At 55.4% G+C, this 21,409-nt stretch carries 22 protein-coding genes; 11 read left to right on the top strand and 11 right to left on the bottom strand.

The window, feature by feature from the left end:
• Nucleotides 1-5: 5 nt before the first annotated feature.
• Nucleotides 6-1,259: a SufS family cysteine desulfurase gene (locus tag ACAW74_RS04225; protein WP_370696941.1), complete on the bottom strand. Its 1,254-nt coding sequence runs from the start codon at nt 1,257-1,259 to the stop codon at nt 6-8.
• 273 nt (nt 1,260-1,532) lie between these two features.
• Between ACAW74_RS04225 and ACAW74_RS04230 the strand changes: the two genes are divergently transcribed.
• The 4 genes from ACAW74_RS04230 to ACAW74_RS04245 all read left to right on the top strand — a co-directional run bounded on the left by ACAW74_RS04230 (nt 1,533) and on the right by ACAW74_RS04245 (nt 6,334).
• Nucleotides 1,533-2,147 (top strand): hypothetical protein, encoded by a 615-nt coding sequence (locus tag ACAW74_RS04230; RefSeq protein WP_370696942.1) that lies wholly within the window; start codon nt 1,533-1,535, stop codon nt 2,145-2,147.
• 198 nt (nt 2,148-2,345) lie between these two features.
• Nucleotides 2,346-2,828, top strand: a complete 483-nt coding sequence (locus ACAW74_RS04235; RefSeq protein ID WP_370696943.1) for a GNAT family N-acetyltransferase — start codon at nt 2,346-2,348, stop codon at nt 2,826-2,828.
• Nucleotides 2,829-2,851: 23 nt separating this feature from the next.
• Nucleotides 2,852-3,241: a VOC family protein gene (locus ACAW74_RS04240; protein ID WP_370696944.1), complete on the top strand. Its 390-nt coding sequence runs from the start codon at nt 2,852-2,854 to the stop codon at nt 3,239-3,241.
• Between the two features lie 333 nt (nt 3,242-3,574).
• Complete coding sequence (locus tag ACAW74_RS04245; protein WP_370696945.1) at nt 3,575-6,334, top strand: non-ribosomal peptide synthetase; 2,760 nt, start codon at nt 3,575-3,577, stop codon at nt 6,332-6,334.
• 6 nt (nt 6,335-6,340) lie between these two features.
• Here the strand turns inward: ACAW74_RS04245 and ACAW74_RS04250 are convergent, their stop codons facing one another.
• From ACAW74_RS04250 to ACAW74_RS04260, 3 genes are read right to left on the bottom strand one after another with little or no spacing between them, the layout of a single operon-like run.
• Nucleotides 6,341-7,900 carry a TolC family protein gene (locus ACAW74_RS04250; RefSeq protein ID WP_370696946.1) on the bottom strand — a complete coding sequence of 520 codons (1,560 nt, stop codon included), beginning with the start codon at nt 7,898-7,900 and terminating at the stop codon, nt 6,341-6,343.
• Between the two features lie 38 nt (nt 7,901-7,938).
• Complete coding sequence (locus ACAW74_RS04255; RefSeq protein ID WP_370696947.1) at nt 7,939-9,300, bottom strand: HlyD family secretion protein; 1,362 nt, start codon at nt 9,298-9,300, stop codon at nt 7,939-7,941.
• A gap of 26 nt (nt 9,301-9,326) precedes the next feature.
• Nucleotides 9,327-10,346, bottom strand: coding sequence for an ABC transporter transmembrane domain-containing protein (locus ACAW74_RS04260; protein ID WP_370696948.1), 1,020 nt, complete (start codon nt 10,344-10,346; stop codon nt 9,327-9,329).
• Nucleotides 10,347-10,583: 237 nt separating this feature from the next.
• On the opposite strand from ACAW74_RS04260, the gene ACAW74_RS04265 reads away from it, so the two are divergent.
• Nucleotides 10,584-11,267 (top strand): TetR/AcrR family transcriptional regulator, encoded by a 684-nt coding sequence (locus tag ACAW74_RS04265; protein ID WP_370696949.1) that lies wholly within the window; start codon nt 10,584-10,586, stop codon nt 11,265-11,267.
• Nucleotides 11,268-11,347: 80 nt separating this feature from the next.
• Here ACAW74_RS04265 and ACAW74_RS04270 read toward each other — a convergent pair whose 3' ends face one another.
• A complete protein-coding gene (locus tag ACAW74_RS04270; protein ID WP_370696950.1) occupies nt 11,348-12,448 on the bottom strand; it encodes a hypothetical protein in 1,101 nt (366 codons plus the stop codon).
• Nucleotides 12,449-12,722: 274 nt separating this feature from the next.
• Between ACAW74_RS04270 and ACAW74_RS04275 the strand changes: the two genes are divergently transcribed.
• Entirely contained in the window at nt 12,723-13,322 is a 600-nt protein-coding gene (locus ACAW74_RS04275; RefSeq protein WP_370696951.1) for a T9SS C-terminal target domain-containing protein, read from the top strand.
• A 92-nt stretch (nt 13,323-13,414) separates the two neighbouring features.
• Here ACAW74_RS04275 and ACAW74_RS04280 read toward each other — a convergent pair whose 3' ends face one another.
• Both ACAW74_RS04280 and ACAW74_RS04285 read right to left on the bottom strand, forming a co-directional pair.
• On the bottom strand, nt 13,415-14,359 hold the full coding sequence (locus tag ACAW74_RS04280; protein WP_370696952.1) for an EamA/RhaT family transporter: 945 nt from the start codon (nt 14,357-14,359) through the stop codon (nt 13,415-13,417).
• A 29-nt stretch (nt 14,360-14,388) separates the two neighbouring features.
• Entirely contained in the window at nt 14,389-15,192 is an 804-nt protein-coding gene (locus ACAW74_RS04285) for a hypothetical protein (RefSeq protein ID WP_370696953.1), read from the bottom strand.
• Between the two features lie 93 nt (nt 15,193-15,285).
• Between ACAW74_RS04285 and ACAW74_RS04290 the strand changes: the two genes are divergently transcribed.
• Both ACAW74_RS04290 and ACAW74_RS04295 read left to right on the top strand, forming a co-directional pair.
• Nucleotides 15,286-16,005, top strand: coding sequence for an SDR family oxidoreductase (locus tag ACAW74_RS04290; RefSeq protein WP_370696954.1), 720 nt, complete (start codon nt 15,286-15,288; stop codon nt 16,003-16,005).
• Nucleotides 16,006-16,018: 13 nt separating this feature from the next.
• Nucleotides 16,019-16,309: a hypothetical protein gene (locus tag ACAW74_RS04295; RefSeq protein WP_370696955.1), complete on the top strand. Its 291-nt coding sequence runs from the start codon at nt 16,019-16,021 to the stop codon at nt 16,307-16,309.
• A gap of 312 nt (nt 16,310-16,621) precedes the next feature.
• Here the strand turns inward: ACAW74_RS04295 and ACAW74_RS04300 are convergent, their stop codons facing one another.
• The gene (locus ACAW74_RS04300) at nt 16,622-17,593 is read right to left on the bottom strand and encodes an aldo/keto reductase (protein ID WP_370696956.1); all 972 of its coding nucleotides are present in this window, start codon (nt 17,591-17,593) and stop codon (nt 16,622-16,624) included.
• Nucleotides 17,594-17,705: 112 nt separating this feature from the next.
• Between ACAW74_RS04300 and ACAW74_RS04305 the strand changes: the two genes are divergently transcribed.
• From ACAW74_RS04305 to ACAW74_RS04315, 3 genes are read left to right on the top strand one after another with little or no spacing between them, the layout of a single operon-like run.
• A complete protein-coding gene (locus ACAW74_RS04305; RefSeq protein ID WP_370696957.1) occupies nt 17,706-17,990 on the top strand; it encodes a putative quinol monooxygenase in 285 nt (94 codons plus the stop codon).
• On the top strand, nt 17,987-19,237 hold the full coding sequence (locus ACAW74_RS04310; RefSeq protein ID WP_370696958.1) for an aminotransferase class V-fold PLP-dependent enzyme: 1,251 nt from the start codon (nt 17,987-17,989) through the stop codon (nt 19,235-19,237). Before ACAW74_RS04305 ends, ACAW74_RS04310 begins: the two co-directional genes overlap by 4 nt.
• 13 nt (nt 19,238-19,250) lie before the next feature.
• Entirely contained in the window at nt 19,251-20,087 is an 837-nt protein-coding gene (locus ACAW74_RS04315; RefSeq protein WP_370696959.1) for an MBL fold metallo-hydrolase, read from the top strand.
• A gap of 82 nt (nt 20,088-20,169) precedes the next feature.
• On the opposite strand, the gene ACAW74_RS04320 is transcribed toward ACAW74_RS04315, so the two are convergent.
• From ACAW74_RS04320 to ACAW74_RS04330, 3 genes are all read right to left on the bottom strand, one after another.
• Nucleotides 20,170-20,520, bottom strand: a complete 351-nt coding sequence (locus tag ACAW74_RS04320; RefSeq protein ID WP_370696960.1) for a hypothetical protein — start codon at nt 20,518-20,520, stop codon at nt 20,170-20,172.
• Between the two features lie 7 nt (nt 20,521-20,527).
• Nucleotides 20,528-20,875 (bottom strand): hypothetical protein, encoded by a 348-nt coding sequence (locus ACAW74_RS04325; protein ID WP_370696961.1) that lies wholly within the window; start codon nt 20,873-20,875, stop codon nt 20,528-20,530.
• 126 nt (nt 20,876-21,001) lie between these two features.
• Entirely contained in the window at nt 21,002-21,364 is a 363-nt protein-coding gene (locus ACAW74_RS04330) for a hypothetical protein (protein ID WP_370696962.1), read from the bottom strand.
• Nucleotides 21,365-21,409 lie beyond the last annotated feature (45 nt).

The raw sequence follows: 21,409 nt of genomic DNA on the forward strand, positions 1-21,409 counted from the left end.
CAGGTTTACGCCATCATCGCTTTCACGCGTTGAAGGCCGTTCACCAGCCGGTCGATTTCGTCGGTCGTGTTGTAAACCGAGAACGAGGCCCGCGTGGTTCCGGCAATACCCAATCGGCGCATCAACGGCTGCGTGCAGTGGTGCCCGGTACGTACCGCAATACCCTGCTGATCCAGAATAACACCTGTGTCTTCGTGGTGGATACCGTCGAGCACGAACGAGATCACGCTCACTTTCTCTTTCGCATTGCCCACGATACGCAGCCCGTCAATGGTCTGTAAGGCCTCGGTGGCGTACGTTAACAGTTCATGCTCGTAGGCCGCAATGTTGTCTTTGCCCAGCAAGTCGACGTACTCGATTGCGCTCTTGACGGCGATGACGTCGGCAATGTTAGGCGTACCGGCTTCAAACTTATAGGGAATATCGTTGTAGGTCGTTTTCTCGAAGGTTACTTCCTTGATCATCTCGCCCCCACCCCGGAACGGCGGCATGGCTTCGAGCAACGCCCGCTTGCCATACAGCACGCCCATCCCCGTGGGACCAAACAGCTTGTGGGCCGAGAAAACGTAGAAATCGCAGTCCAGCGCCTGCACGTCGATGTCGATATGCGAAGTGGCCTGTGCCCCGTCGATCAGCACCACCGCCCCGACCGCATGGGCCTTTTCGATGATGGTTTTCACCGGATTGATCGTGCCGAGTGCGTTGGACACGTGCACCACCGACACCAGTTTGGTACGTTCGGTGAGCAGCTTGTCATATTCGTCCATCAGCAGATCGCCGTTGTCGTCGATCGGGATCACCTTCAGCACACAGCCACGCTCTTCGCAGAGCATCTGCCAGGGCACGATGTTGGAATGGTGTTCGAGAGTCGAGATGATTACTTCGTCGCCCGCGCCTAGGTACGTTCGGCCGTAGGTTTTAGCAACCAGATTGATGCCGTCGGTGGTGCCGTAGGTGAAGATGATCTCTTCGGCCTCGCGGGCATTCAGGAACGACTGCACGGCCCGGCGCGTCGCTTCAAACGAGGCCGTAGCCCGTTCGGCGAGGGCGTGAATCCCCCGGTGAATGTTGGCGTTGTCGTGTTCGTAGTAGCGAGTGAGCGCATCGAGCACGGCCCGGGGCTTCTGCGTGGTGGCGGCATTATCGAAATAAACCAGCGGCCGACCGTTGACGAGTTGGTTGAGTACCGGAAAATCGGCCCGAATCTGGGCCACCCAGGAATGGGCAATGTCGAGCGGTGTCTGCGTAATGGCTTGCATAAAGGAAGAACACCGGAACCGCCCTAAAAAGTTGGCGTTGCCAGCAGGAATCTAACGCCTGCGAATCAATCTACTAGTTATTTTTTTGATAATTTTTGTATACTTACATTATCATTTGAACGTACCTGGCAGCGGCAAATTCGCTCCTCAGGTACTCCAGCTATAACAAAACGACGGTTACACAACCGTGGCAACGTTATGCTGATTACCATGTACGTCCACCAGTTGCAATTGCTGAAACAAATAAGCTTTTAGGCCCTAAAAAAGAAAACAATGAGACATGCCTTAGTAAGACGCAAAGATGGAAAACATCAAATTGGGGGTGACGTGCCACAAGACTTTGTCATTCCAGATAATGAGTTTATTGGAGGCTTTCAATATGTAGGATTCATAGATAATTCAGACCCCTTTTTTTCCTGGTTACCCTTCAGAGTACACTTAATCCATCCAACCTATACAGACGAACGTTTTGTCTATCTTGATTACTCCAATCCAAACAGCCCGACAATAATCGAACCACAGGATACGGCGTCCTCAACAAGTGCATTTGACGAGCTTGACAAAAACTCAAAGATCATTTTTGAAGGTGTAAACGTGAGTGTTGCCGACATCGAAGAGGTAAGAGCGCATGAATACCTGGGCACCTGTGACGAAGCCGAATGGCTACAGGAAGCAGAAAGTCCAAGCTGTCCGAAAAGTGGCAAACCAATGAGATTTTTATGCCAATTGGAAAGCTTCAGGGGCGTTGAAGCGACATTCAGCAATGTAGAGCCAACGAGAGGAATGGCAGACTATTTCCAAAACTTAAACTTCTGGTGTGATGGAAGTCTGTATGTTTTCATCGAACCCGCAACAAAGACAATGTATTATACGATACAGAATACATAAAGTTGTATAGACCAAACGAAATAACGACTGAAGAAGTAAGCTTTCTGTGAATCAATTACTGCGTAAATACTAATAGAAACATAGGATTACACTTTGGAAGAAAATCATTTTTTTGCTTCTCTTTTACATTATAGAAAATAAAACTTACTCCTTTAGTTTACTCTGCCTAAAAAAAATTCATAGGAGCGCACTGAACCAATGATCCAAAATACGATTACACTGACTGAAACAGACAAAGAAGACTTAAACGTCTTTTTCACCTTTCAGCTAGATGAAGAAGCGAATCATCTGGCTGCCTTCACCGCCAAAGACCCAACCGATAAGGCGGCTTACATCGAAAAGTACACGAAGCATCTGGCAGACCCGACTATCCACTCACGAACCATACGCGTGAACGATGTCATCGTTGGCAGCATTGCGAAATTCGTGATAGACGGCGACGCGGAACTTACATACTGGATCGATAAACAGTATTGGGGTCAGGGCGTTGCTACGGCCGCCCTCAGCAAATTCTTAGCCATTGAACCGAGTCGTCCCATACAGGCGCGCACCGCTTTTGATAATTACGGTTCGCAGCGCGTATTGGAAAAATGTGGCTTCATAAAAATTGGCACGGACAGAGGCTTTGCCAACGCCCGACAAGCCGAGATTGAGGAGTTTATTTACAAACGTTCAGCTTAACTATAAAAACGAACTTCCTGATTATGGCCGATACCAACGCGACCACAGTAACACCCTTCCTGACGGTACGAGACGGCAAGAAAGCGGTAGACTTTTACCTCTCGGCTTTCGGGGCGGTAGAAACAGTACGATTCAACACGCCTGACGGGAAAATGACCGCTAAAATCAGCATCGAAGGAGCCGACTTTTGGATAGGCGATGAAGAGCCCCAATTTGGCAACCTGAGCCCGGACCCACAATCGAGCAGCCCGGTCAGGATCATTTTACAAACCAGACAGGCAGACCAACTCTTCGAACGGGCAGTAACGGTTGGAGCCACAGAGATTTGCCCCATGACAACGGAAGACGATTGGCGAATCGGAAAATTGAAAGACCCGTTTGGGCATATCTGGGAGATCGGCTACACGCTGTGACAACGAGCGCAGGCCTAACCCGCTAGCATAAGTCAGAACTTGCGTAGGTATCCAGTACGTAGTTAATGGCGTACTGCTACCGCTTGCTATAACTATGTCTTTCTCAATCGAACCGTGAATGGGCCTGCGGCAAAACGTCACGGCAGAGACTTATGTATTTATCCTCAAGCACAGCTAATTAAAACTATACAAGATCATATTTTAATGCAAAAAGGGCGAATGCAGTGAAATAAGCGCCATTTTTGACAAAATCTTTCTAGTTGATAGAGTGACCTACATACCGGTATTTAATCTAAAATTAATGTAACCTCACTCTACCCAGCACCTATTTCTGTGGATTCACGGCTAACCCAACCCAGTGACACGTTAACACACACCTACGACAAGTCCCGAAGTGTCTGCACGGTTCTGGGCGAAACGGCCGTTCGGTTTGCCACCCATACGGCCCTCCGGTTTAAAGACGATACGCTTACGTACCGGGCCTTGCAACAACAGGCCAATCAGGTAGCCCACGCCCTGTTGGCGATGGGTATCCAACGGGGCGACCGGGTGGGGCTAGCCATTGATCGCTCGTTGCCGCTGATTGTCTCGATGTTGGGCGTTCTGAAAGCCGGTGCTGCCTACGTACCTGTCGATCCGCAACACCCCACCGACCGCATCACCTACAGCCTCACCGACGCCGGCTGCGTTGTGTTGCTCACGTCGGCGGCGCATCAGGGTCGGTTTGTACTGCCGGGCGCGCGCGAGGTGGTGATCGAGGCGTTTTGGCCCACGCTGGCAACGTACCCAGCCACGCCGCCAACGCAGGAGCCCGATGGCGACGATCTGGCGTATATCCTGTACACCTCAGGCACAACGGGGCGCCCCAAAGGCGTTCCCATCCGGCACCACAGCCTTGTCAACCTGCTGCTGAGCCTGCAACAGGAACCGGGCCTGCTGCCCACCGACCGCGTTGCGCTCACCACGACCATTGCCTTCGACGTGTCGATGGCCGAAATCTTTTTGCCGCTACTGGTCGGCGCCGAAGCGCTGATGGTCGACGCGGCCAATGTGCGAAATGCGGAACTGCTAGCCTCTTTGCTGGCCGACGAAACGATTACCTGCATCAACACCACGCCCTCCACGCTGCGAATGCTACTGGCGGTGGGCTGGCCCGGCAACAAAAACCTGCGCATCATCACGGCGGGGGAAGCCCTGCCGCTCGACCTCGCCCGGCAGCTGACGGCCCGTTGCCGTGACCTCTGGAACTATTACGGCCCTACGGAAGCCACCGTTTACGTGACGGGCAAGCAGATTCTTCCCACCGACGAACGCATCACTATTGGTTTTCCTATTGCCAACACACGCATTTACATCATCGACGAGGCGGGTCAGCTGGCGACCGATGGGCAGGCGGGCGAAATCTGCATTGCCGGAGCCGGGGTGGCCGATGGCTATTACAATCGTCCCGAGCTGACGGCCGAAAAATTCATCGACAATCCCTTCAGCGACGAACCCGAACTTTTGTACCGAACGGGCGACCTGGGGCGGTATCTGCACGGCAACTCGCCCGAGGCCAGCGAGGTCTACTATATGGGGCGCCTCGATCATCAGGTGAAGATGCGGGGCTACCGTATCGAACTGGGTGAGATCGAGCATCAGCTAACGCAGTTGTCGTCGATCCGGACAGCGGCGGTGGTCGCCCACGAAGACAACCTCGGCGAGAAACAGCTGGTCGCCTACGTCGTGCCTGAGCAGGCTTACCGTCAGCCAACAGATACCGATAAAACGACCGCCGTAGCCCCCGAACTGGTGCGCAGTTGGCGGCAACAACTCGGGCAACACGTACCTGACTACATGATTCCGGGCGCCTTTGTAGTCCTGCCCGAACTGCCACTGACGCCCAACGGCAAGATCGACCGCAAAGCCCTGCCCGCCCCCACTGCCAAGCAACGTACCCACCGGCTGGCCAATAACCACACGCTCACGCCCGACGAAGCGCTGGTGGCCGACGTGTGGGAACAGGTGCTGCCCACCGAACTGCTGAGCCTCGACGACAACTTTTTTGACCTGGGCGGTAACTCGATGATTGCCGTGCAGGTGATGGCGAGGCTGGAAAAACAAACCGGCAAACGGCTCCCTCTGGCCAGTCTCTTTCAGTTTCCGACCATTCGCGCGCTGGCGAGTTTGTTGCAGGCCGACGCCGAGGGGCTTTCGTGGAAATCGCTGGTACCGATCCGGTCGGCGGGCAGCCGGGAGCCGCTTTACATTGTGCACGGCGCGGGGCTGAATGTCTTGCTGTTCAACGCCGTCGCGCAGCACCTCCACCCCGATCAGCCCGTATTTGGCCTTCAGGCGCGGGGCCTCAATGGCATCGACAAGCCGTTCAGCACCATTACTGAAATGGCCAGCGCCTACGTCGACGAGATTGTACAGCACAACCCCAACGGTCCTTACTCGCTCAGCGGATTTTCGTTTGGTGGAATTGTGGCCTACGAAATGGCCCGGCAATTACAGGAACAGGGTCGCGCAGTGAGTTTGATAGCCCTTTTCGATACCTATGCCTACGATGCGGGCGGCGACCACTCGGCCCTGCGGGTACGTGCCCAGGCGCTGGGGCTGGGTTTTCTGAAACTGCGGCATACCCTCCGGCTTTTTGCCGATCAAGGGGTTCGGCAGGCTATGCGCTACAAGGTAGAAGCCGTCGATCAGCGGTTTATCCGGCAGTACTGGCGCGTGAAAGAAAGCCACCGACTCGACCACCGGCTCCGGCGCGGGCTGATCCGCTCGTACTGGAACCTGCGCTTTGGCGAGGCCCAGCAACAGGAAGCCTTCTTCGATACCACCTTCCGGATTGAAGCCATCAACGCAGCGGCTCTGAAGCAGTTTGTACTCCTTCCCGCCAACCTCACGGTGCATCTGTTCCGGGCGGCGATCCAGACGTTTTACCTCGACGATTACGCCCACTACGGCTGGACCAACTACGCGTTGGGTGGCGTGCACGTACACGACGTACCCGGCGAGCACAGCTACATCTTTGCACCACCCAACGACAAGGTTTTCGCGGCTCAGCTACAGGCTGTGCTCGACGCTCGCCCCCACGGCAAAGCGTAGGCAGTTTTACGGCATCTGATTGGTACCGGCTACGTACCAGAGGTTCGCCAGGGCTTTCTGGTATTTGGTGCGCAGTTCTTCCAGTTTCACCCCCAGGTCGATCAGCTTGCTTTCGCGGGAGTTGACCAGAAACAGCGAGCTTTCGCCCAGACTAAACTTCTGCTGTTCGGCCTGCACGAGGCGGCGCTGATTGATAAACGTCTGCTCCTGCACCGTCACCTGCCGGGCCAGTGTCTGCAACTCGTTGCGGGCGGCCAGAATATCGTTCTGAATGTCGCGCTCCGTTTGCTGGCGTTCCAGCACCAGTTGTTGCCCTTTAAGCTGTACCTGCTTGAGTTTGCCGCGCTCTTTCCGGAGAAACAGCGGGAAAACCACATCAAGGCCAATCTTGTAATTCTCGGGCCCGAACGCGTAATATGTTGGCAGGCGATCCACCGACGTACCCAGCAGCGTGGGCGTCTGGCTCAGCAAGGCAGCACTCAGGTTGACCTGCGGCTGAATCAGCGCCCGCCGAAACCGCTCTTCAAACCGCAACTGCTCGGTTTTGGCCGTCAGTTTCAGTAGCTCGGGATGTTGCCGTAGCGCCTGATCCAGCAGGTTCTGCACGGTCTCGTTAGCCAGCGCATTGGTCGGGGCCGTCTGTGGGATCACGTTGGCTGGCAGATCGACAGGTTGCTCATTGGCCGCCCACAAAAAGGCCGAAAGCCGCAGTCGGGCATTTTGCAGATCGACCTCGGCCTGCTGCCGCTGCACCAACCGGTCCTGTAGCGTGATGAGCGCCTCGGTGGTATCGATTGTCGCTACTTCGCCGACCAGCGCCCGCAGCCGGGTGCCCTGAAAACGAACGTCGGCCAGTTGCAGGCCCTCATCGATCAGGCGATAGCTGCGGTACGACAGATACCACTCCCAATATGCCTTGGCGGCGTCGAAAAGCGTTTTGTTGATGTTTTTCAGCCGGTCGGCATCGGCCAGATTAACACCCAGCCGGGCCTGCCGAAGCGCGTTCCGCCGGGCATCGATGAGCAGCGTCTGCCCGATCGGCACATTTACGCCCACGCCCAACAGCCCCGTGGCGGGGGTAGTGGCTTCGGGGTTCAGTTTGGCGCCAAACGCCCGGTCGTAGGTCACCTTCACGTCGGTACCCAGGGGAGCAATGGGCACTGATAGCTCAGATCCCCATTTATTGTAATACACACTCGACAGCGGGTCGCCGTTGGTTTGGGGGCCAAACTGCTTGCGGTCGTACGTAGCCGACAGTTTGGGATCGAACGCTCCCCTCGCCTGCATGATGTCCGCGCGGGCTTCTTCAGGAAACAGGGCAGCCTGCCGCACAAGCGGGTGGTACTGCATCACGGCCCCGAAGAATTCGGCCGCGGTAAAAATTACGGTGTCGGCGCGCAGCGGGGCTACGGTCTGCGCCCGGCTGGGTACGTTGCTCAACAACACCATCAACAGGCCGATCACCTTGTAAAGGGCCAGCCGGCGGTATACCCCACCGGTGTGGCCAGTCCGTGGTTGTCCGTGCGTGTCTCCGCTGACCAATGGCTGACTGTTGGTGTCAATCACGACGCAAGGGATTGCCGCACCGGCGTACCGGTCTCTACTCATTTTTTGACGGTTGCTTTTTCGTTGGTTGGCTCATTTTGTAAGCTGGGCGGGAAGCCGTTCAATTGCCGCCAGATTTCGTACCAGATCGGCACATCATCGAGCATTACCCAGCCATATACACCCGACCCCACGCGGAGCTGTTCGGGCCATTTGGGATCGTGCCCGCTTACTTTGGGGCGCACCAGCAGGCGGTATTTCCCCCCTTTGCTGGCTACCGCATCGATCACGGCCACCTCACCACCAAACGTACCTACGGCTACCGTGGGCCAGCCCGAAAACTGCACCGCCGGCCAGCCATCAAATTCGAGCCGCACCGTGCGGCCGCGCTGAATCAGGGGTACGTCGTTGGGCCGTACATACAGTTCAACGGCAATCGACGGGTTGTCTGGCTGTAACGTCACGATCGATTCGCCTTCCTTGATGTTTTCGCCAATACCCGCCTTAAACGAGTTGACGACGAAGCCATCCTGCGGGGCTCGGATTACGTACAGGCCCCGCCGCACATCGACGCTGCTGATTTTGTTGACGATCTTCGATATCTCGCCACCGGCTTCGGCCAGATACGAGACCGCCGAGCTTCGATCAGACTGCGCTTTGGCGGTTTTCTCCCGATAATCGGCCTCGATGTTGGTCAGCTCGATACGGGCGTTGATCAGTTCCTGCCGGGCCACATTCACTTTGGCCTCCTGCGAAATCAGTTTGGCGTAATCTTCCTGCAACTTCAGACGGCGGCTCTCCAGGTCGGTGAGCGAGATCAGCCCGTCTTTGTACATCTTTTCCGAACGGGCGAGCCGGTCGGTGGCAATCCGGTAATTGGTCCGTTGTGCCACCAGATCGGTGCTGTCCATCGTCACCTTGAAGCGCGCCTGTTTCACCTTGTTCCGGGCCGATTCGAGTTTGGCCTGTAAGCCGGTTTCGAGGGCGGCAATTTGCCCATCGAGCGCTTTAATCTTGGTTTCGGTAGCTTCCAGACTGCCTTGTTTTGCATCGAGTTGTTCGCGCAGTCGCTGGGGCAGATTCGGGTCAAAATATTCGTCTTTGACCTCCGAAATCACCAGCAACGTATCGCCCCGGCGCACAAACTGCCCGTCGCGCACGTTCCAGTGCTCGATCCGGCCGGCAATGGCGTTCTGTACGGTTTGCGGCCGGTCTTGCGGGGTCAGGGCGGTTATTTCGCCTTCGCCATTGATGTTCTGCTGCCAGGGTAGAAACAACGTACCCAGCAACACAAACAGCATTACCAGCATCCAGCGGCCCATCGTCCGGCCCGCTTTCAGATCGGGCAGGGCGTGAAGCGTCTTTAAGGGAAAGTGATCTATAATGTCGGTTTGCACCCGACTATTTGATAAGTTGAGCATAGTGGAAGAAACTAGTTTGGGCATACTTACGCAGCGACTTCGCTGTTTTCCAGCGGCAGATCGGTTACGTGGCCGATCTTTTCAACGGCGGTCATCATGTCATATACCACATCGATGCTCATGATGAGCTTATCCACCGAGTTGGTAATCAGGACAATCACCAGCTCGGCAGCCACAAACTGCCCCAGGGTCATTTCACGACCTACCACCAGCGTCGTTCCCAGAATAAGCAGCCCGCCAATGACCAGCGTTTTGAAGGCCACGGCGCTGTAAAAAAACCGTTTCAGCACGCTGAAGTGCTGATTGCGATACAGTATGTATTGCGCCACGAGCTCATCAGTGCGGCCCATATTTTCGCGGCTGTCGTTTTCCTGTCGGATTTCGGTCAGCCGGGCGGCCATATTTTCGAGCCAGGCCACCAGCTTGTATTTATACGTCGATTCTTTCAAGCTGGTTTTCAGCGCACTACTGTTCAAAATGAGCACCAGCCCCACCACGACCAGAATCGTTACGAGGCCGAAACCGATGAAAACCGGGTGATAAAACGACAGCAGGATGATGCCGAAGATAATCTGCACCACAGCCGCCGTAAGGTCGATCAGCAGTTTGGGCAGGCCTTTCTGGATCGTAAGCACGTCGAAAAAGCGGTTCATCAGTTCGGGCGGATACGAGCCCTCCAGCGAACCCGGTTCAATGCGCGGGAGCCGGTACGTAAACTCAAAGGCTGCTTTTACAAAGACGCGCTGCTGCAAAACCTCGACCAGCACCTGCTGCCCCACCAGGATCAATCCGCTGATGACGACGCCGATGATGATAAGCCCGATGAGCACATACACCGAACTGAATACCATACCGCCCGACACCAGGTTAAACACCGCCTGAATGCCCAGCGGCAACGACAGGCTGATGAGCCCGGCGACAATCGCATATAAATAAACGTACCCAATATCGCGGCGCTCAGTGCCCAGCAGACGAATCAGGCGTTGCAGCGGTGTGGGAGCGGGTTCGTAGGGTGATGAAGGTGACCAGTTGTTAACGGTTGACATAAAAAATTTATCAGTCCAGATAGAGTAATTCCCATAGGCAACTACCCAGGAAGCCGAGGAAATAAACCCGGTTTGGGCCGCTAAGTTTCGATAGCAAGGGTTTCTAATGTGACTCTAATGACCGCTTAATCGATAGTACTCCTAACCTTTCTATGCATAAATGCTCAATCGGCAATAGTTTGACTTAACTTTGAGCAGTTTTAGTAACAGCCTCATCTCTGATTCAACGTTTATTACATGCATTACTCCGTTCAGGTACGGATGAACGAGAAGCTATTTCTTCGTGATCCCGAACAGTCTGAATTAGGTCGCCGCATCATCCGTCAGGGTATTCTGCTCATTCATGAAGTGGGCTTCGAGGATACCACGTTTCGTAAGCTGGCCGATCGTATTGGGACCAAAGAAGCCAGTATCTACCGCTATTTCGAGAACAAACATCGCCTGTTGGTTTACCTGGTTGCCTGGTACTGGCAATGGCTCGATTTTCAGGTCATCTTTGAAACCAACAACCTGACCGATACCCGCGAAAAGCTGGAGCGGGTGCTGCGTATTTTGCTTCATGACAACATCGCCAACGCCGCCACACCCGACGAAATCGACCTGCCGGCCCTGCACAGCATCGTTATTTGTGAAGCCAGTAAGGCTTATCTGACTAATCATGTGTCGGAAGACAACCGGCAGCACCTCTTTAAACCCTACAAGGATCTGACGGCCAATCTGGGCAAGCTCGTCCTCGACTATAATCCCACTTACCGCTTTGCGCACTCGATGGCCAGTTCGCTCATCGAAACGGCGCATTCCCAGTCGTTTTTTATGCGCTACCTGCCTTCCCTAACCGACTTCGGCCACAGTGAGAGCAAAGCGCCCCTGCTCGAATTCCTGCGGCATCTACTGTTTTCGAGCCTGAACGCCCACGCATAAACCGGAAAAAGGCGAGCTCACCAGCAGCCAGACATCGCTGTCGGCACGGGTAAGCACGCCTTTCGTTTTGTGGCTTTTACCTAAAATCCCAGCCTGACAATGCTGTAGGCCGTCTGATTGGGCTGGCGCTCCTGCTTGCCAATGCGCGTTTTAACGTGATCATCGTCGTGAATCACCAGCAGCGTGTTAGGATCAATGAAGGTCATATCCTCGGCTTTATGGGTGAACGTCAGCGGCTTTTTATCGGCCATGCGGACCAATTGCAAATCACCTTTTTTCAACAGCGCCGACTCGGAGATTGTCCATAGGTAAGCTCCAATCTGCCCCGGTTGTTCGTAGGAGGTCATGAGCCAGAAACAACGCCGCGCCGGGTCGTATTCCAGGCTCGACACGGCCAGGGGTTTGGGCAACACGGGGTCGACATCATCGACGCTGAACTCCCGGACGAGCGAAACCGGACCCAGCAGTAGCTTTTCACCGCCTTTCTCATCCCGCACCGCCCGGTACCTTGCCGTCAGAATCGTGATGCGGTAATCAAATTTGTCGTAGCGCTCACCCTGTTCGCGCACCCCAAACCACAGTTGCGTATTGGTAGCGGCCAGACCCTCGATTTTAAAGTAGGGCGAACCACCCAGTACGGCCTGTAGCTGCTTCCGCAGCCCAAGCGACACACCACCGGGTTTATCGGCGCCTAATACCTGCATAGCTCCCTCCTGCCCCGGCCGCCAGGCCAGCAGCATATTGTAGCCGTCGAACGACGACGTATCGGGTTTGATGCGGTCAAACGCCGTGATCAGGAACGTCCATTTGCCGTCGGGGCTTTGGGCAAACTCCTCAAACTTGTGGGCTTTCCGCAGTAGGGGTTGCTCCAGGTACGTTGGTAATTGATTGGTCGAAGCCGCCTCGTCGAGGGCGTCGAAATCGTCGTAGTAAAAAACCGACGAACGCGGGGCAGGCATGTCTTTATCATTGGCCAGATAGATCCGGCGCTGCTGATTCAGAACCGCCGAAGCTTCGCACCAGAGCTTTCCATCGGCCAGGCCCGGCTCAAAACAGGTCAGGAAACCTTCGGATGAAATCAGCGCGGTGGGCGTAGACTGGGTGGTTGGCTGGGCCGTTCGGCAATGCTGAAATACGACTACTGTGCATAGGATTACCAGTGAGTGGATTAGGCGTCTCATGCTTACAATATAGCCAAATTGTATTGAGTGGCATATACAGTTGGGTCGAAAAATGGGATAGTACAATTCGTTCGCCGTATTAGAAAAATACAATTCGTAGTGCAATTAGATGAATCTGTTGTACTCCAAAGCGTTTCGATAAACTATTCATTCACAGGCTTGTACGAAATCAAGAGATTTGATTAAGGGATTGTTAACGAGCCCCAAAACGCTTGTAAGTGAAATCCCATTGCCCCCACCTTTGTCACGGTAAAACCAAATACACTGTACGATTATGAACCAAGTTCGTTTGACAATCGCCACGCTGCTCGCAGCCTGGACACTGGGGACCGCCGAGATGGCCGTTGCCCAAACTACCGACAAACCTTCTACCGTAAATGTCCTGAAATCAGGCGTTAAGAAGGTACGCCTGTTCTCACCCGTTAACACGCCTGTTGACGTAGCCGTTATCGACCTCACCGGGAACCTGCTCTATCAGGGAACCCTTCGTAGCCTGGACAAGCGGGGTGCCCTGCTGAACCTGGTGAATCTGCCCGATGGGCGTTATTATGTGACGGCCACCAACGACGGCTTCTGGATGTCGCAGGGCCTGACCATTCGGAATGACGTGGTCAGCGTGGATGCGCAAAACATGACCGAGCTGACCAAGCCCGTTCTGACCACCTATGCGCAAAACAAATACGAACTGGTAACGCCGGGCGTAAAAGAGCTGACGGTATCGATCTACGACCGCATGAATGATCTGGTATTCAGCAAGTCGTTTGGTCAGGGTAACACCCACCGTTTCGACCTGAGCAGCCTGCCTGCCGGTGATTACACATTCGTTTACGGCCCCTCGCAGAAGCAATTCACGGAGCGGGTAGCCATCAAATGATGATTAATGGATAATGTACGATGTACAATGCACAATGAGGAGAAAGCTGGCCATGCAACATCATTGTACATCGTGCATTGTACATTATTCATTCACACAAACTCCTGCCAGGAAAGCAGGGCAATGGCCATCACAGCGAGTGTGAGGCCAATTTTGTTGATCGTCAGCAGACGTTCGCGAAAGAAAAGCGTGGCCGTAGCAGCCGCCAGCAGAATCACGCCGATGTTGTAGAGCGGGTACACAAACGCCCCGTTGCCGCCGTAGGCCGACAGTGCCAGCACCAGCGTGTAGAAACTCAGAAAATTAGGGATGCCCAGCGTTAGGGCACCCACGACGTTACGGCCCGCGAGGCGCTCGCCGCCCCGCGCGTACCGAATCAGCAGCAGGAAAAACCCGGCTGCAATAGCGCCCACAACCATCGTGAGCGTCACGACCACCGGGTGGAGGCCCGTTGTGGACGCATTAGCCGCAATGTATCGCACGTTCATGTAATTGATCATGGTGTTGGTGAAGCCGTACATCAGAAAGACGCTCAGCAGTAACAGCGCCGATTGGCCCGCCTTGCCCAACGTACCTGACCCAGCCTCGGCCGGTTCGGGTTTGCGGTAGGTACTCAGCCCCACGGCCACTACGGCCAACACCAGCCCGACGTAGTTCCAGGCGTCGAAGGCCCGCGCCCCGCCACTCCCCGACGTACCTGAGCGCGCCAGTACAAACAGACTCACACTCACCGGTATGACCAGCGACAGGTTGTTGGCCAGCGACGTGGCCGTCATGCCGTTGCGTTGGGTACTAGCCCCCGATAGCAGAAACGTGAGCACGAAAGCCACACCAATACCCAACGCAATCCAGGTCCAGGTTTGGGTCAGGTCGATCTGAAAATCGACGCCGGCGGGCAGCAGCAAGTAACCTGTAACGAAGCAAACGGGGTAGTTGAAGACAATCGCCTGAAACGTATCGACCTGATAACGGGGAAAAAGGCGAAAATTCAGCAGCAGCAGTACCGACAGCACCACGCTAGCAATGAGATAGACCATGACTGGTAAATTTTGGCGAATCTACGACCCTACTGATGAACCGGGTAATTCAGCCAGCGAAACAATCCAATTACGACAATCAGCAAGCCAACGGCCCAACCCGACAGCGGGATTAACGGCACGGTGGGCTGCTCAAGGGATGTTTTCAACGCTAGTCGTCTGAAGGGCCGATACAGGGCCATAAACGCCAGCGGCATACACAGCGGAGATAAAAGGCTAATGGGGTGCGACACGGGCAGGTGCAACAAGCCGACGAGCACATTGGCCAGCACCGGCCATAGAATCAGCAGGTTAGCCCGCTGACCGGCTGACAGCGCTAACTCCCCATAAGGGCTAAACCGAGCCGACAATTGTATGAACAGGCGCGTCAGGAGCCCCACACTCCCCACCGATAGCAGGATGATGAGCCACTCGGGCAGGCCAAGCAAGGCGAACACCTTGCCTGTGTCGCCTTCCCGAAAAAAAGGCGCGATGAACAGATAGCCCAGGAAAAGCAGCACACCGTGTAGCCCCATCCACAGCAACAGCAACGTACCCAGGCTTTTCTGCTGAACCTGCCGTTCGGCCAGTAGGCACATTACCCCAACGAGCAGCGACCCCAGTGGCCCCGCCGCCGCAATCCAGAGCAGTTGCGCGTCGGGTACGGTACGGGGGTCGATGTAAACGAAGTTATGGTGAAGCTGTGGGTGCAGGGCAAACGAAGAAGCCACCAGAAAATGACCTAGTTCGTGGAGCATCACCATACTCAGATTGGCGATCAGGGCCACCACGATACTGTTACTCACCGCCGCCGGGGATATGGCAGACGATAGCGATTGAGACGACTTGGGCATTGGTTGTACAACGAGCCTTATCGGCTCAAGATAGCCGACAAAACGGTTTAATGGGTCATCGAATTCCGCCCCCGTTCGGCTTATTTTTACCACATGAACATGGAGCAAAAAGTTATTCTGATTTCGGGGGCTTCGCGCGGTATTGGCCGGGCCACGGCGATGTTACTGGCCCAACACGGAGCAAATGTAGTAGCTACCGCCCGCAATGCCGACGAACTAACCTCGCTGGAAACCGAAGCGACCGCCCTGGGCCGGGGCAGCGTAACGGGCGTAGCCGGTGACGTAGCCAGCGAAGCCGACATGGGCGTTGTGGTGCAAACAGCGCTCGACCGGTTTGGCCGCATCGACATCGTGATCAACAACGCGGGGTTTGGTATTTTCAAGCCTGTCGATGAACTGACCGTCGACGAATGGGACGCCGTCATGGCTACTAACGTCAAAGGGACGTTTGTGCTGACTAAAGCTGCCCTCCCTACGCTGAAGGCCCAACAAAGCGGCCATGTGGTGGTCGTGGCGTCTGATGTCGCCAAGCGCACCTTCGCGGGCGGCTCGCTCTACACAGCCAGTAAATACGCGCAGGAAGCCTTCATGGGGGCGCTTCGGAAGGAGGTGCGCCCGCACGGCATCAAGGTAACCGGCGTTTATTCGGGGCTGGTCGATTCGCATTTTCACGCGAAAGGGCACGGCCACGAAACCTCGAAGCACTACCTTCAGGTGGAGGACATGGCCGAATCGATGCTGTTTATCGTGAGCCGACCGCCGCACGTTGTCATCGACGAGTTTATGGTTCACCCGCTGGAGCAGGACTATTAAACCAGCTGTATCCGTGACGATGATACGGCACCTGCTTATTTATGGCCTGGCACTGGGCAGCCTGGTGAGCCTGATGGTCTGGTCAGAATATCGGCTGCTGGTGGTCCGCCTGCAAAGCGAGGGAAAAACGATTGCCCAGATCGCCGAGGCCAAACAGAGCATGCAATCCATGTTTGCCTACTACGACACCTGGCCCGGCCTGATTGGCATCACGTTCATGGAGATTTTCCCGATTGGCCTACTCGTGGCCCTCGTCAGTGCCCTTGTGCTCAAAAAAATCAGTCCCCGCTCCGCCCGCGTTTGATCCACAGGCAGGTTTGGTGCATTCGGTTACAAGATGGTTTTATCGTAAGACAAAATCATCGCATACAGGTGAGCTAATAAATCTATTTTAGAAAAGAGGCTTGGGCTTCTTGTCATTCCGACGATAGGAGGAATCTTGAGTTGTCCTTACCTGAGAGCTAAGAAATATCAAGATCCCTCCTATCGTCGGGATGACAAGAAGCCCACTATAAACCATTGGTAATTAGTTCATCACCCTTCATGGCATTCACGGTCAAACGACAGAAGCCAAACCTGCAATAGGTTTGGCTTCTGTCGTTTCAGGTACGTCCGTCTATTGACTCCACTCGGTTGGCGTGCGGTCCCACCGGTGGCCTTTCAGTTCCTTCAGCAGGGCATCGGGTAGCGGGGTTCCGTCGCTAGCGCCGCAGTTGGCTTCCACGTTGGCGATGCGGCGCATGCCGGGAATGGTCGTAGACACATCAGGGTTGGCCAGAATGAAGCGTAACGCCATTTCGGCCATTGTCATGCCTTCGGGTACCAGCGGTTTCAGCGCATCGGCATGGTCGACGCTGCTATTCAGGTTTTCCGGCACAAAGTACGTCGACCGCCAGTCGTCGGCGGGGAAAGTCGTTTCTTTAGTCATGGTGCCCGTCAGCGTGCCTTCATCAAACGGCACCCGCGCAATCACACCGATGTTCAGGGCCCGGCAGAGCGGAAACAACTCGTCTTCGGGGTTCTGATCGAAGATGTTGTAGATCACCTGCACGGCGTCGATCAGGCCGGTACGCAGCGTGTCGAGGCAATTGGTAGGCTCCCAGCGGTTGACCGATACGCCCCACGCCTGCACTTTGCCTTGTTGCGTCAGGTCTTCGATGGTCCGTTTCCACTCATCGCGGTTGGCCCAGGCATCTTCCCACACGTGAAACTGGAGCAGGTCGATGGTCTCTACACCCAGGTTTTTCAGGCTCTTATCGGTATACTCGACAATGTAGTCGGCGGGAAAAACGTCGTCGATGGCGAAGTGCGCTTTCGACGGCCAGATGCGGTTTTTGGGTGGAATCTTCGTGGCGGCATACAGTTTCTTATCGGCATTGTTGGCTAACAACTGGCCCAGAATCTGCTCGCTGACACCTTCGGCATAGCCCCAGGCGGTATCGAAGAAATTACAGCCCAGTTCAACCGAGCGTTGAAGCGCACGGAGCACTTCGGCCTTGTCAGAGCCTGTCCAGCCGGCCAGTCCCCACATTCCATAGCCAATTTCACTAATTTGCCAGCCAATCCGGCCAAAGGTTCGGTAATTCATAAAAGTCAGTTTACAGTCTTCAGTTCACAGTTTCCAGTTAGTCACCAGTGCCCTAACTGAGAACTCAGCTGCGCAACTGAAAACTATAAACCAAAAACTGTAAACTCTATTTATGCTGATTCGTATTGTGAGAATGACGTTCCGGGCCGACGAATTAGACGCGTTTAGGGCCATTTTCGACGGCTCGCGGGCAAAGATAAGGGCGTTTCCGGGTTGCCAGCATCTTGAACTCCTGCGTGACCTCGACCACCCCAACGTGCGCCTTACGCTGAGCCACTGGGAGTCGGCCGAGGCGCTTGAAACGTACCGCCAGAGCGAGCTTTTCCGCAGCACCTGGGCCATCACGAAAGTGCTTTTTGCCGACCGACCCATCGCCTTTTCTACCGAACCTCTATGACCAAACGGGCTTTTCTTCAGACTGTGGCGGGCATGCCGCTTCTCTCGGCTAATCTGGATGCGTTGCTGGCCAGCGTGGCTAAGCAGTCGACCATCGACACCGCCAATGATGAGGTTTTCTGGGGCAAAATTAGAGAGCTATACCTGCTCAAACCCGACTACATCAACCTCGAAAACGGCTATTACTGCATTCAGCCCAAGCCGGTACTCGATGCCTTCCTGCAACACGTGCGCGACGTAAACCGCGAGGGCTCCTATTACCTGCGCACCCGCCAGTTTGACGACAAAGCCGCCGCCCGCAACCGACTCGCTCAACTGGCCGGTTGCGCCCCCGACGAGCTGATTATCACCCGCAACACCACCGAGTCGATCGACACCGTAATTGCGGGCCTGACGTGGAAAGCGGGCGACGAAGCCATTATGGCCACGCACGATTACGGTGCCATGCTCGATATGTTCCGGTTACAGGCGCGGCGCTACGGCATCGTCAACAAAGTTCTGTCGGTACCGCTGCACCCCACCTCCGACGACGAGCTTGTGGCGCTGTACGAACGGGCCATTACGCCCCGCACCCGGCTGCTGATGATTTGCCACATGGTGAACATCACGGGGCAGATTCTGCCCGTCAAAAAGATTGTCGACATGGCCCATCGCCACGGGGTCGAGATACTCGTCGATGGGGCGCATGCGTTTGCTCACCTCACGTTTTCCATTGCCGACCTGGGTTGCGATTACTACGCCAGCAGCCTGCACAAATGGTTGAACGTACCCATCGGCGCGGGGCTGCTCTACGTGAAAAAGGCCCATATCACAAAGCTGTGGCCCACGTTCGCTGATTCGGGCTTTGCCGACGACGACATCCGAAAGCTCAACCATACCGGCACGCACCCCGTCCATACCGACCTCACGATTATGGACGCGATCGATTTCCACGAAAAAATAGGCAGTGAGCGCAAAGAAGCCCGCCTCCGCTACCTGCAGCAGTACTGGACCAGCCGCGTCCGCAACGTACCTGGCATCCGGGTCAATACGCCCGCGCAACCCGAACGGGCGTGTGGCATTGCCAACGTTGGCGTAGCTAGCCTGCCCCCCGCCACCCTGGCCAAAACCCTGCTCGACCGGTACCGAATCTGGACCGTCGCCATCGACAACGAAGCGGTTCAGGGCGTCCGGATTACCCCCTGCCTGTACACGTCCACTGCCGAGTTGGATGCACTGGTGGCGGCACTGAAGCAACTCGCGGCCTAAACCTCTATCTCGCATGATCAAGCCTATACAACAAGACGATGCCCTGCTGGCCGATATAGACGCCGCCCGGAACGTACCTGAGCAGTTGCATGTCTGGTGGCTGGGCCAGAGTGGTTTCCTGCTTCAATACAACGGCACACGCCTGCTCTTCGACCCTTATTTATCGGATTCGTTGACCCTTAAGTACGCCCAAACCGACAAGCCACATACGCGTATATCGGAACGGGTAATCGACCCGGCCCGACTGACGATGATCGACGTACTGACGTCGAGCCATAACCACACTGATCACCTCGACGCCGATACGCTGCTACCGACGCTGGCGGCGTCGCCCAACGCGCAACTCGTTATTCCCGAGGCTAACCGGGCGTTTGTCTCGAATCGGCTCGGCGGCGACCCGGCCTGGCCCATTGGGCTTTCGGCCGGACAGCAAACCACGATCGGCTCGGTAACCCTTCACGGCGTACCAGCCGCACACAACGAGCTGGCTGTCGATGCCGAAGGTCGAAATCTGTACATGGGTTTTGTGGCCGAACTGGGGCCGTACCGTATCTACCACTCAGGCGACACGCTCTGGTATGATGGTATTGTTGAAACGCTCGCCCCACATGGGGTCGATCTGGCGTTTTTGCCCATCAACGGAAACAAACCCGAACGGCGCGTGGCCGGTAACTTAAACCCCGACGAAGCCGCCCTGCTGGGCCGCCGCATCGGGGCGAAACTAACGGTGCCACACCATTACGATCTCTTTTCGTTCAACACCGCCGACCCAGCCGATTTCATCAGGGCCTGCGAACGCGAACAAACGCCGTATCGGGTTATGCAGTTGGGGGAGCGACTAACGATTTAAGGAAAAAGGAAGCGGGAGGATGGAGAATGGTACGCAACTTAGTACCATTCTCCATCCTCCCGCTTCCTTTTTCCTCCTACGCTCAGGCATTGCCAATCTGGCCGCTGGCTGTTTGCAGCGCGGCAGCCAGGGCTTCGAGCCGGGTGACTATATCGCCCTCCGGTCCAGCCATGACACTCATTTCCCGCGTCTGATTGGCCAATTCGGTAAGGAGTTTCTGTACCTCACCGGCATTCGGCTGTCCAGCTTCGAGTTGCGTTTTCAGGTGTTCCAGCAAGCTGACAATTTCTTTCGTGTTTTCGGGGCCGGTCAGGGTATTAATCCATTGATCGATCATGCCCTTCCCGCTCTGTGGCGTAAGGTCGGCAACGTCCTGGGCCAGGGTGCCCATTGTGTTGTCGAGCAAGTCGGTGGCTTCTTCGTGTGATTCCATATGTGTTCTATAGTATGTCGGCAAGGTTTTGTAAAATCTTCGATAAACTTTCAAGCTTGCCCGTCCAGGTGCCTTCGGCCGATGGGGCTTCGGCGTGCCGGGCGGCTTCTGCCGCCAGATCCGCCAGCACGTCTTTGATCATCACCGGGTCGGGTTCGTCGCTTTGCAACAAGGCCTGCAACTGCGTCAGCCCGGTCGATACGGCCTCTACATTGGCGTCGCCTTCCAGCGCGTCGAGCCAGCCCTCAATGAGCGTTTGGCCCGTTTGCGCGTCGGGCACTACGCTTAGATCTCCCCGGAACGTACCCAGGGTTTCGTCGAGCATGTGCTGCTCGTTGGCGTTGGTTCCTGCCACAAGACGATTGGTTTAATGACTTCAGCTTGAGCGTTTGGCGTTTACAAGTTGGAGTCGGCTAACGCGGCGGCAACAGCCCTGCCTTAGCCGACTCCAAACGTAGAAACTTAACAACTCAGCACTTCTTTATACGGATGTTGAGAGTTGGCTGGCGAAGTTGCGCAGGGCGACTGTCAGCGTGCTCAGCCGCGACGGCAGGTCACCAGCAGCGTCCTGACCCAGTACTTCGGTCTGATCGGCCAGTTCGGTAATCAGATCGCGCAGTTTCTCGTTGCTGGGGCTTCCCCCTTTCAGCTCATCTTCAAGCTCCTTCAACGGTTTCACCAGATTGCTGGCGTTGTGGTCGCTTTTCAACGATGAATACCAGTCGGTGATCAGTGAAAGACCTTCCTGTGGCGAAGCGGATTTACCTTGGTCAAACGCTTCGATGGTAGCGTCGATCAGCGTAGTAGCCGATGAGCCGCTCGATTGTGAATGTTGATTTGCCATTATGTGAATTGATTAATTGAAAAAATAGCCAGCTTCCGTTCAGGC

It is taken from the genome of Fibrella musci (genome assembly GCF_041321105.1).
Lineage (GTDB): Bacteria > Bacteroidota > Bacteroidia > Cytophagales > Spirosomataceae > Fibrella > Fibrella musci.

What these genes read in the sequence shown, in the direction of transcription:
- ACAW74_RS04305 (WP_370696957.1), top strand. Translation starts at nt 17,706, where the DNA reads ATGCTGATTCGTATTGTGAGAATGACGTTCCGGGCCGACGAATTAGAC.
- ACAW74_RS04320 (WP_370696960.1), bottom strand. Translation starts at nt 20,520, where the DNA reads ATGGAATCACACGAAGAAGCCACCGACTTGCTCGACAACACAATGGGC.
- ACAW74_RS04310 (WP_370696958.1), top strand. Translation starts at nt 17,987, where the DNA reads ATGACCAAACGGGCTTTTCTTCAGACTGTGGCGGGCATGCCGCTTCTC.
- ACAW74_RS04265 (WP_370696949.1), top strand. Translation starts at nt 10,584, where the DNA reads ATGCATTACTCCGTTCAGGTACGGATGAACGAGAAGCTATTTCTTCGT.
- ACAW74_RS04270 (WP_370696950.1), bottom strand. Translation starts at nt 12,448, where the DNA reads ATGAGACGCCTAATCCACTCACTGGTAATCCTATGCACAGTAGTCGTA.
- ACAW74_RS04225 (WP_370696941.1), bottom strand. Translation starts at nt 1,259, where the DNA reads ATGCAAGCCATTACGCAGACACCGCTCGACATTGCCCATTCCTGGGTG.
- ACAW74_RS04315 (WP_370696959.1), top strand. Translation starts at nt 19,251, where the DNA reads ATGATCAAGCCTATACAACAAGACGATGCCCTGCTGGCCGATATAGAC.
- ACAW74_RS04275 (WP_370696951.1), top strand. Translation starts at nt 12,723, where the DNA reads ATGAACCAAGTTCGTTTGACAATCGCCACGCTGCTCGCAGCCTGGACA.
- ACAW74_RS04235 (WP_370696943.1), top strand. Translation starts at nt 2,346, where the DNA reads ATGATCCAAAATACGATTACACTGACTGAAACAGACAAAGAAGACTTA.
- ACAW74_RS04290 (WP_370696954.1), top strand. Translation starts at nt 15,286, where the DNA reads ATGAACATGGAGCAAAAAGTTATTCTGATTTCGGGGGCTTCGCGCGGT.
- ACAW74_RS04240 (WP_370696944.1), top strand. Translation starts at nt 2,852, where the DNA reads ATGGCCGATACCAACGCGACCACAGTAACACCCTTCCTGACGGTACGA.
- ACAW74_RS04230 (WP_370696942.1), top strand. Translation starts at nt 1,533, where the DNA reads ATGAGACATGCCTTAGTAAGACGCAAAGATGGAAAACATCAAATTGGG.
- ACAW74_RS04330 (WP_370696962.1), bottom strand. Translation starts at nt 21,364, where the DNA reads ATGGCAAATCAACATTCACAATCGAGCGGCTCATCGGCTACTACGCTG.
- ACAW74_RS04300 (WP_370696956.1), bottom strand. Translation starts at nt 17,593, where the DNA reads ATGAATTACCGAACCTTTGGCCGGATTGGCTGGCAAATTAGTGAAATT.
- ACAW74_RS04260 (WP_370696948.1), bottom strand. Translation starts at nt 10,346, where the DNA reads ATGTCAACCGTTAACAACTGGTCACCTTCATCACCCTACGAACCCGCT.
- ACAW74_RS04285 (WP_370696953.1), bottom strand. Translation starts at nt 15,192, where the DNA reads ATGCCCAAGTCGTCTCAATCGCTATCGTCTGCCATATCCCCGGCGGCG.
- ACAW74_RS04255 (WP_370696947.1), bottom strand. Translation starts at nt 9,300, where the DNA reads ATGCTCAACTTATCAAATAGTCGGGTGCAAACCGACATTATAGATCAC.
- ACAW74_RS04280 (WP_370696952.1), bottom strand. Translation starts at nt 14,359, where the DNA reads ATGGTCTATCTCATTGCTAGCGTGGTGCTGTCGGTACTGCTGCTGCTG.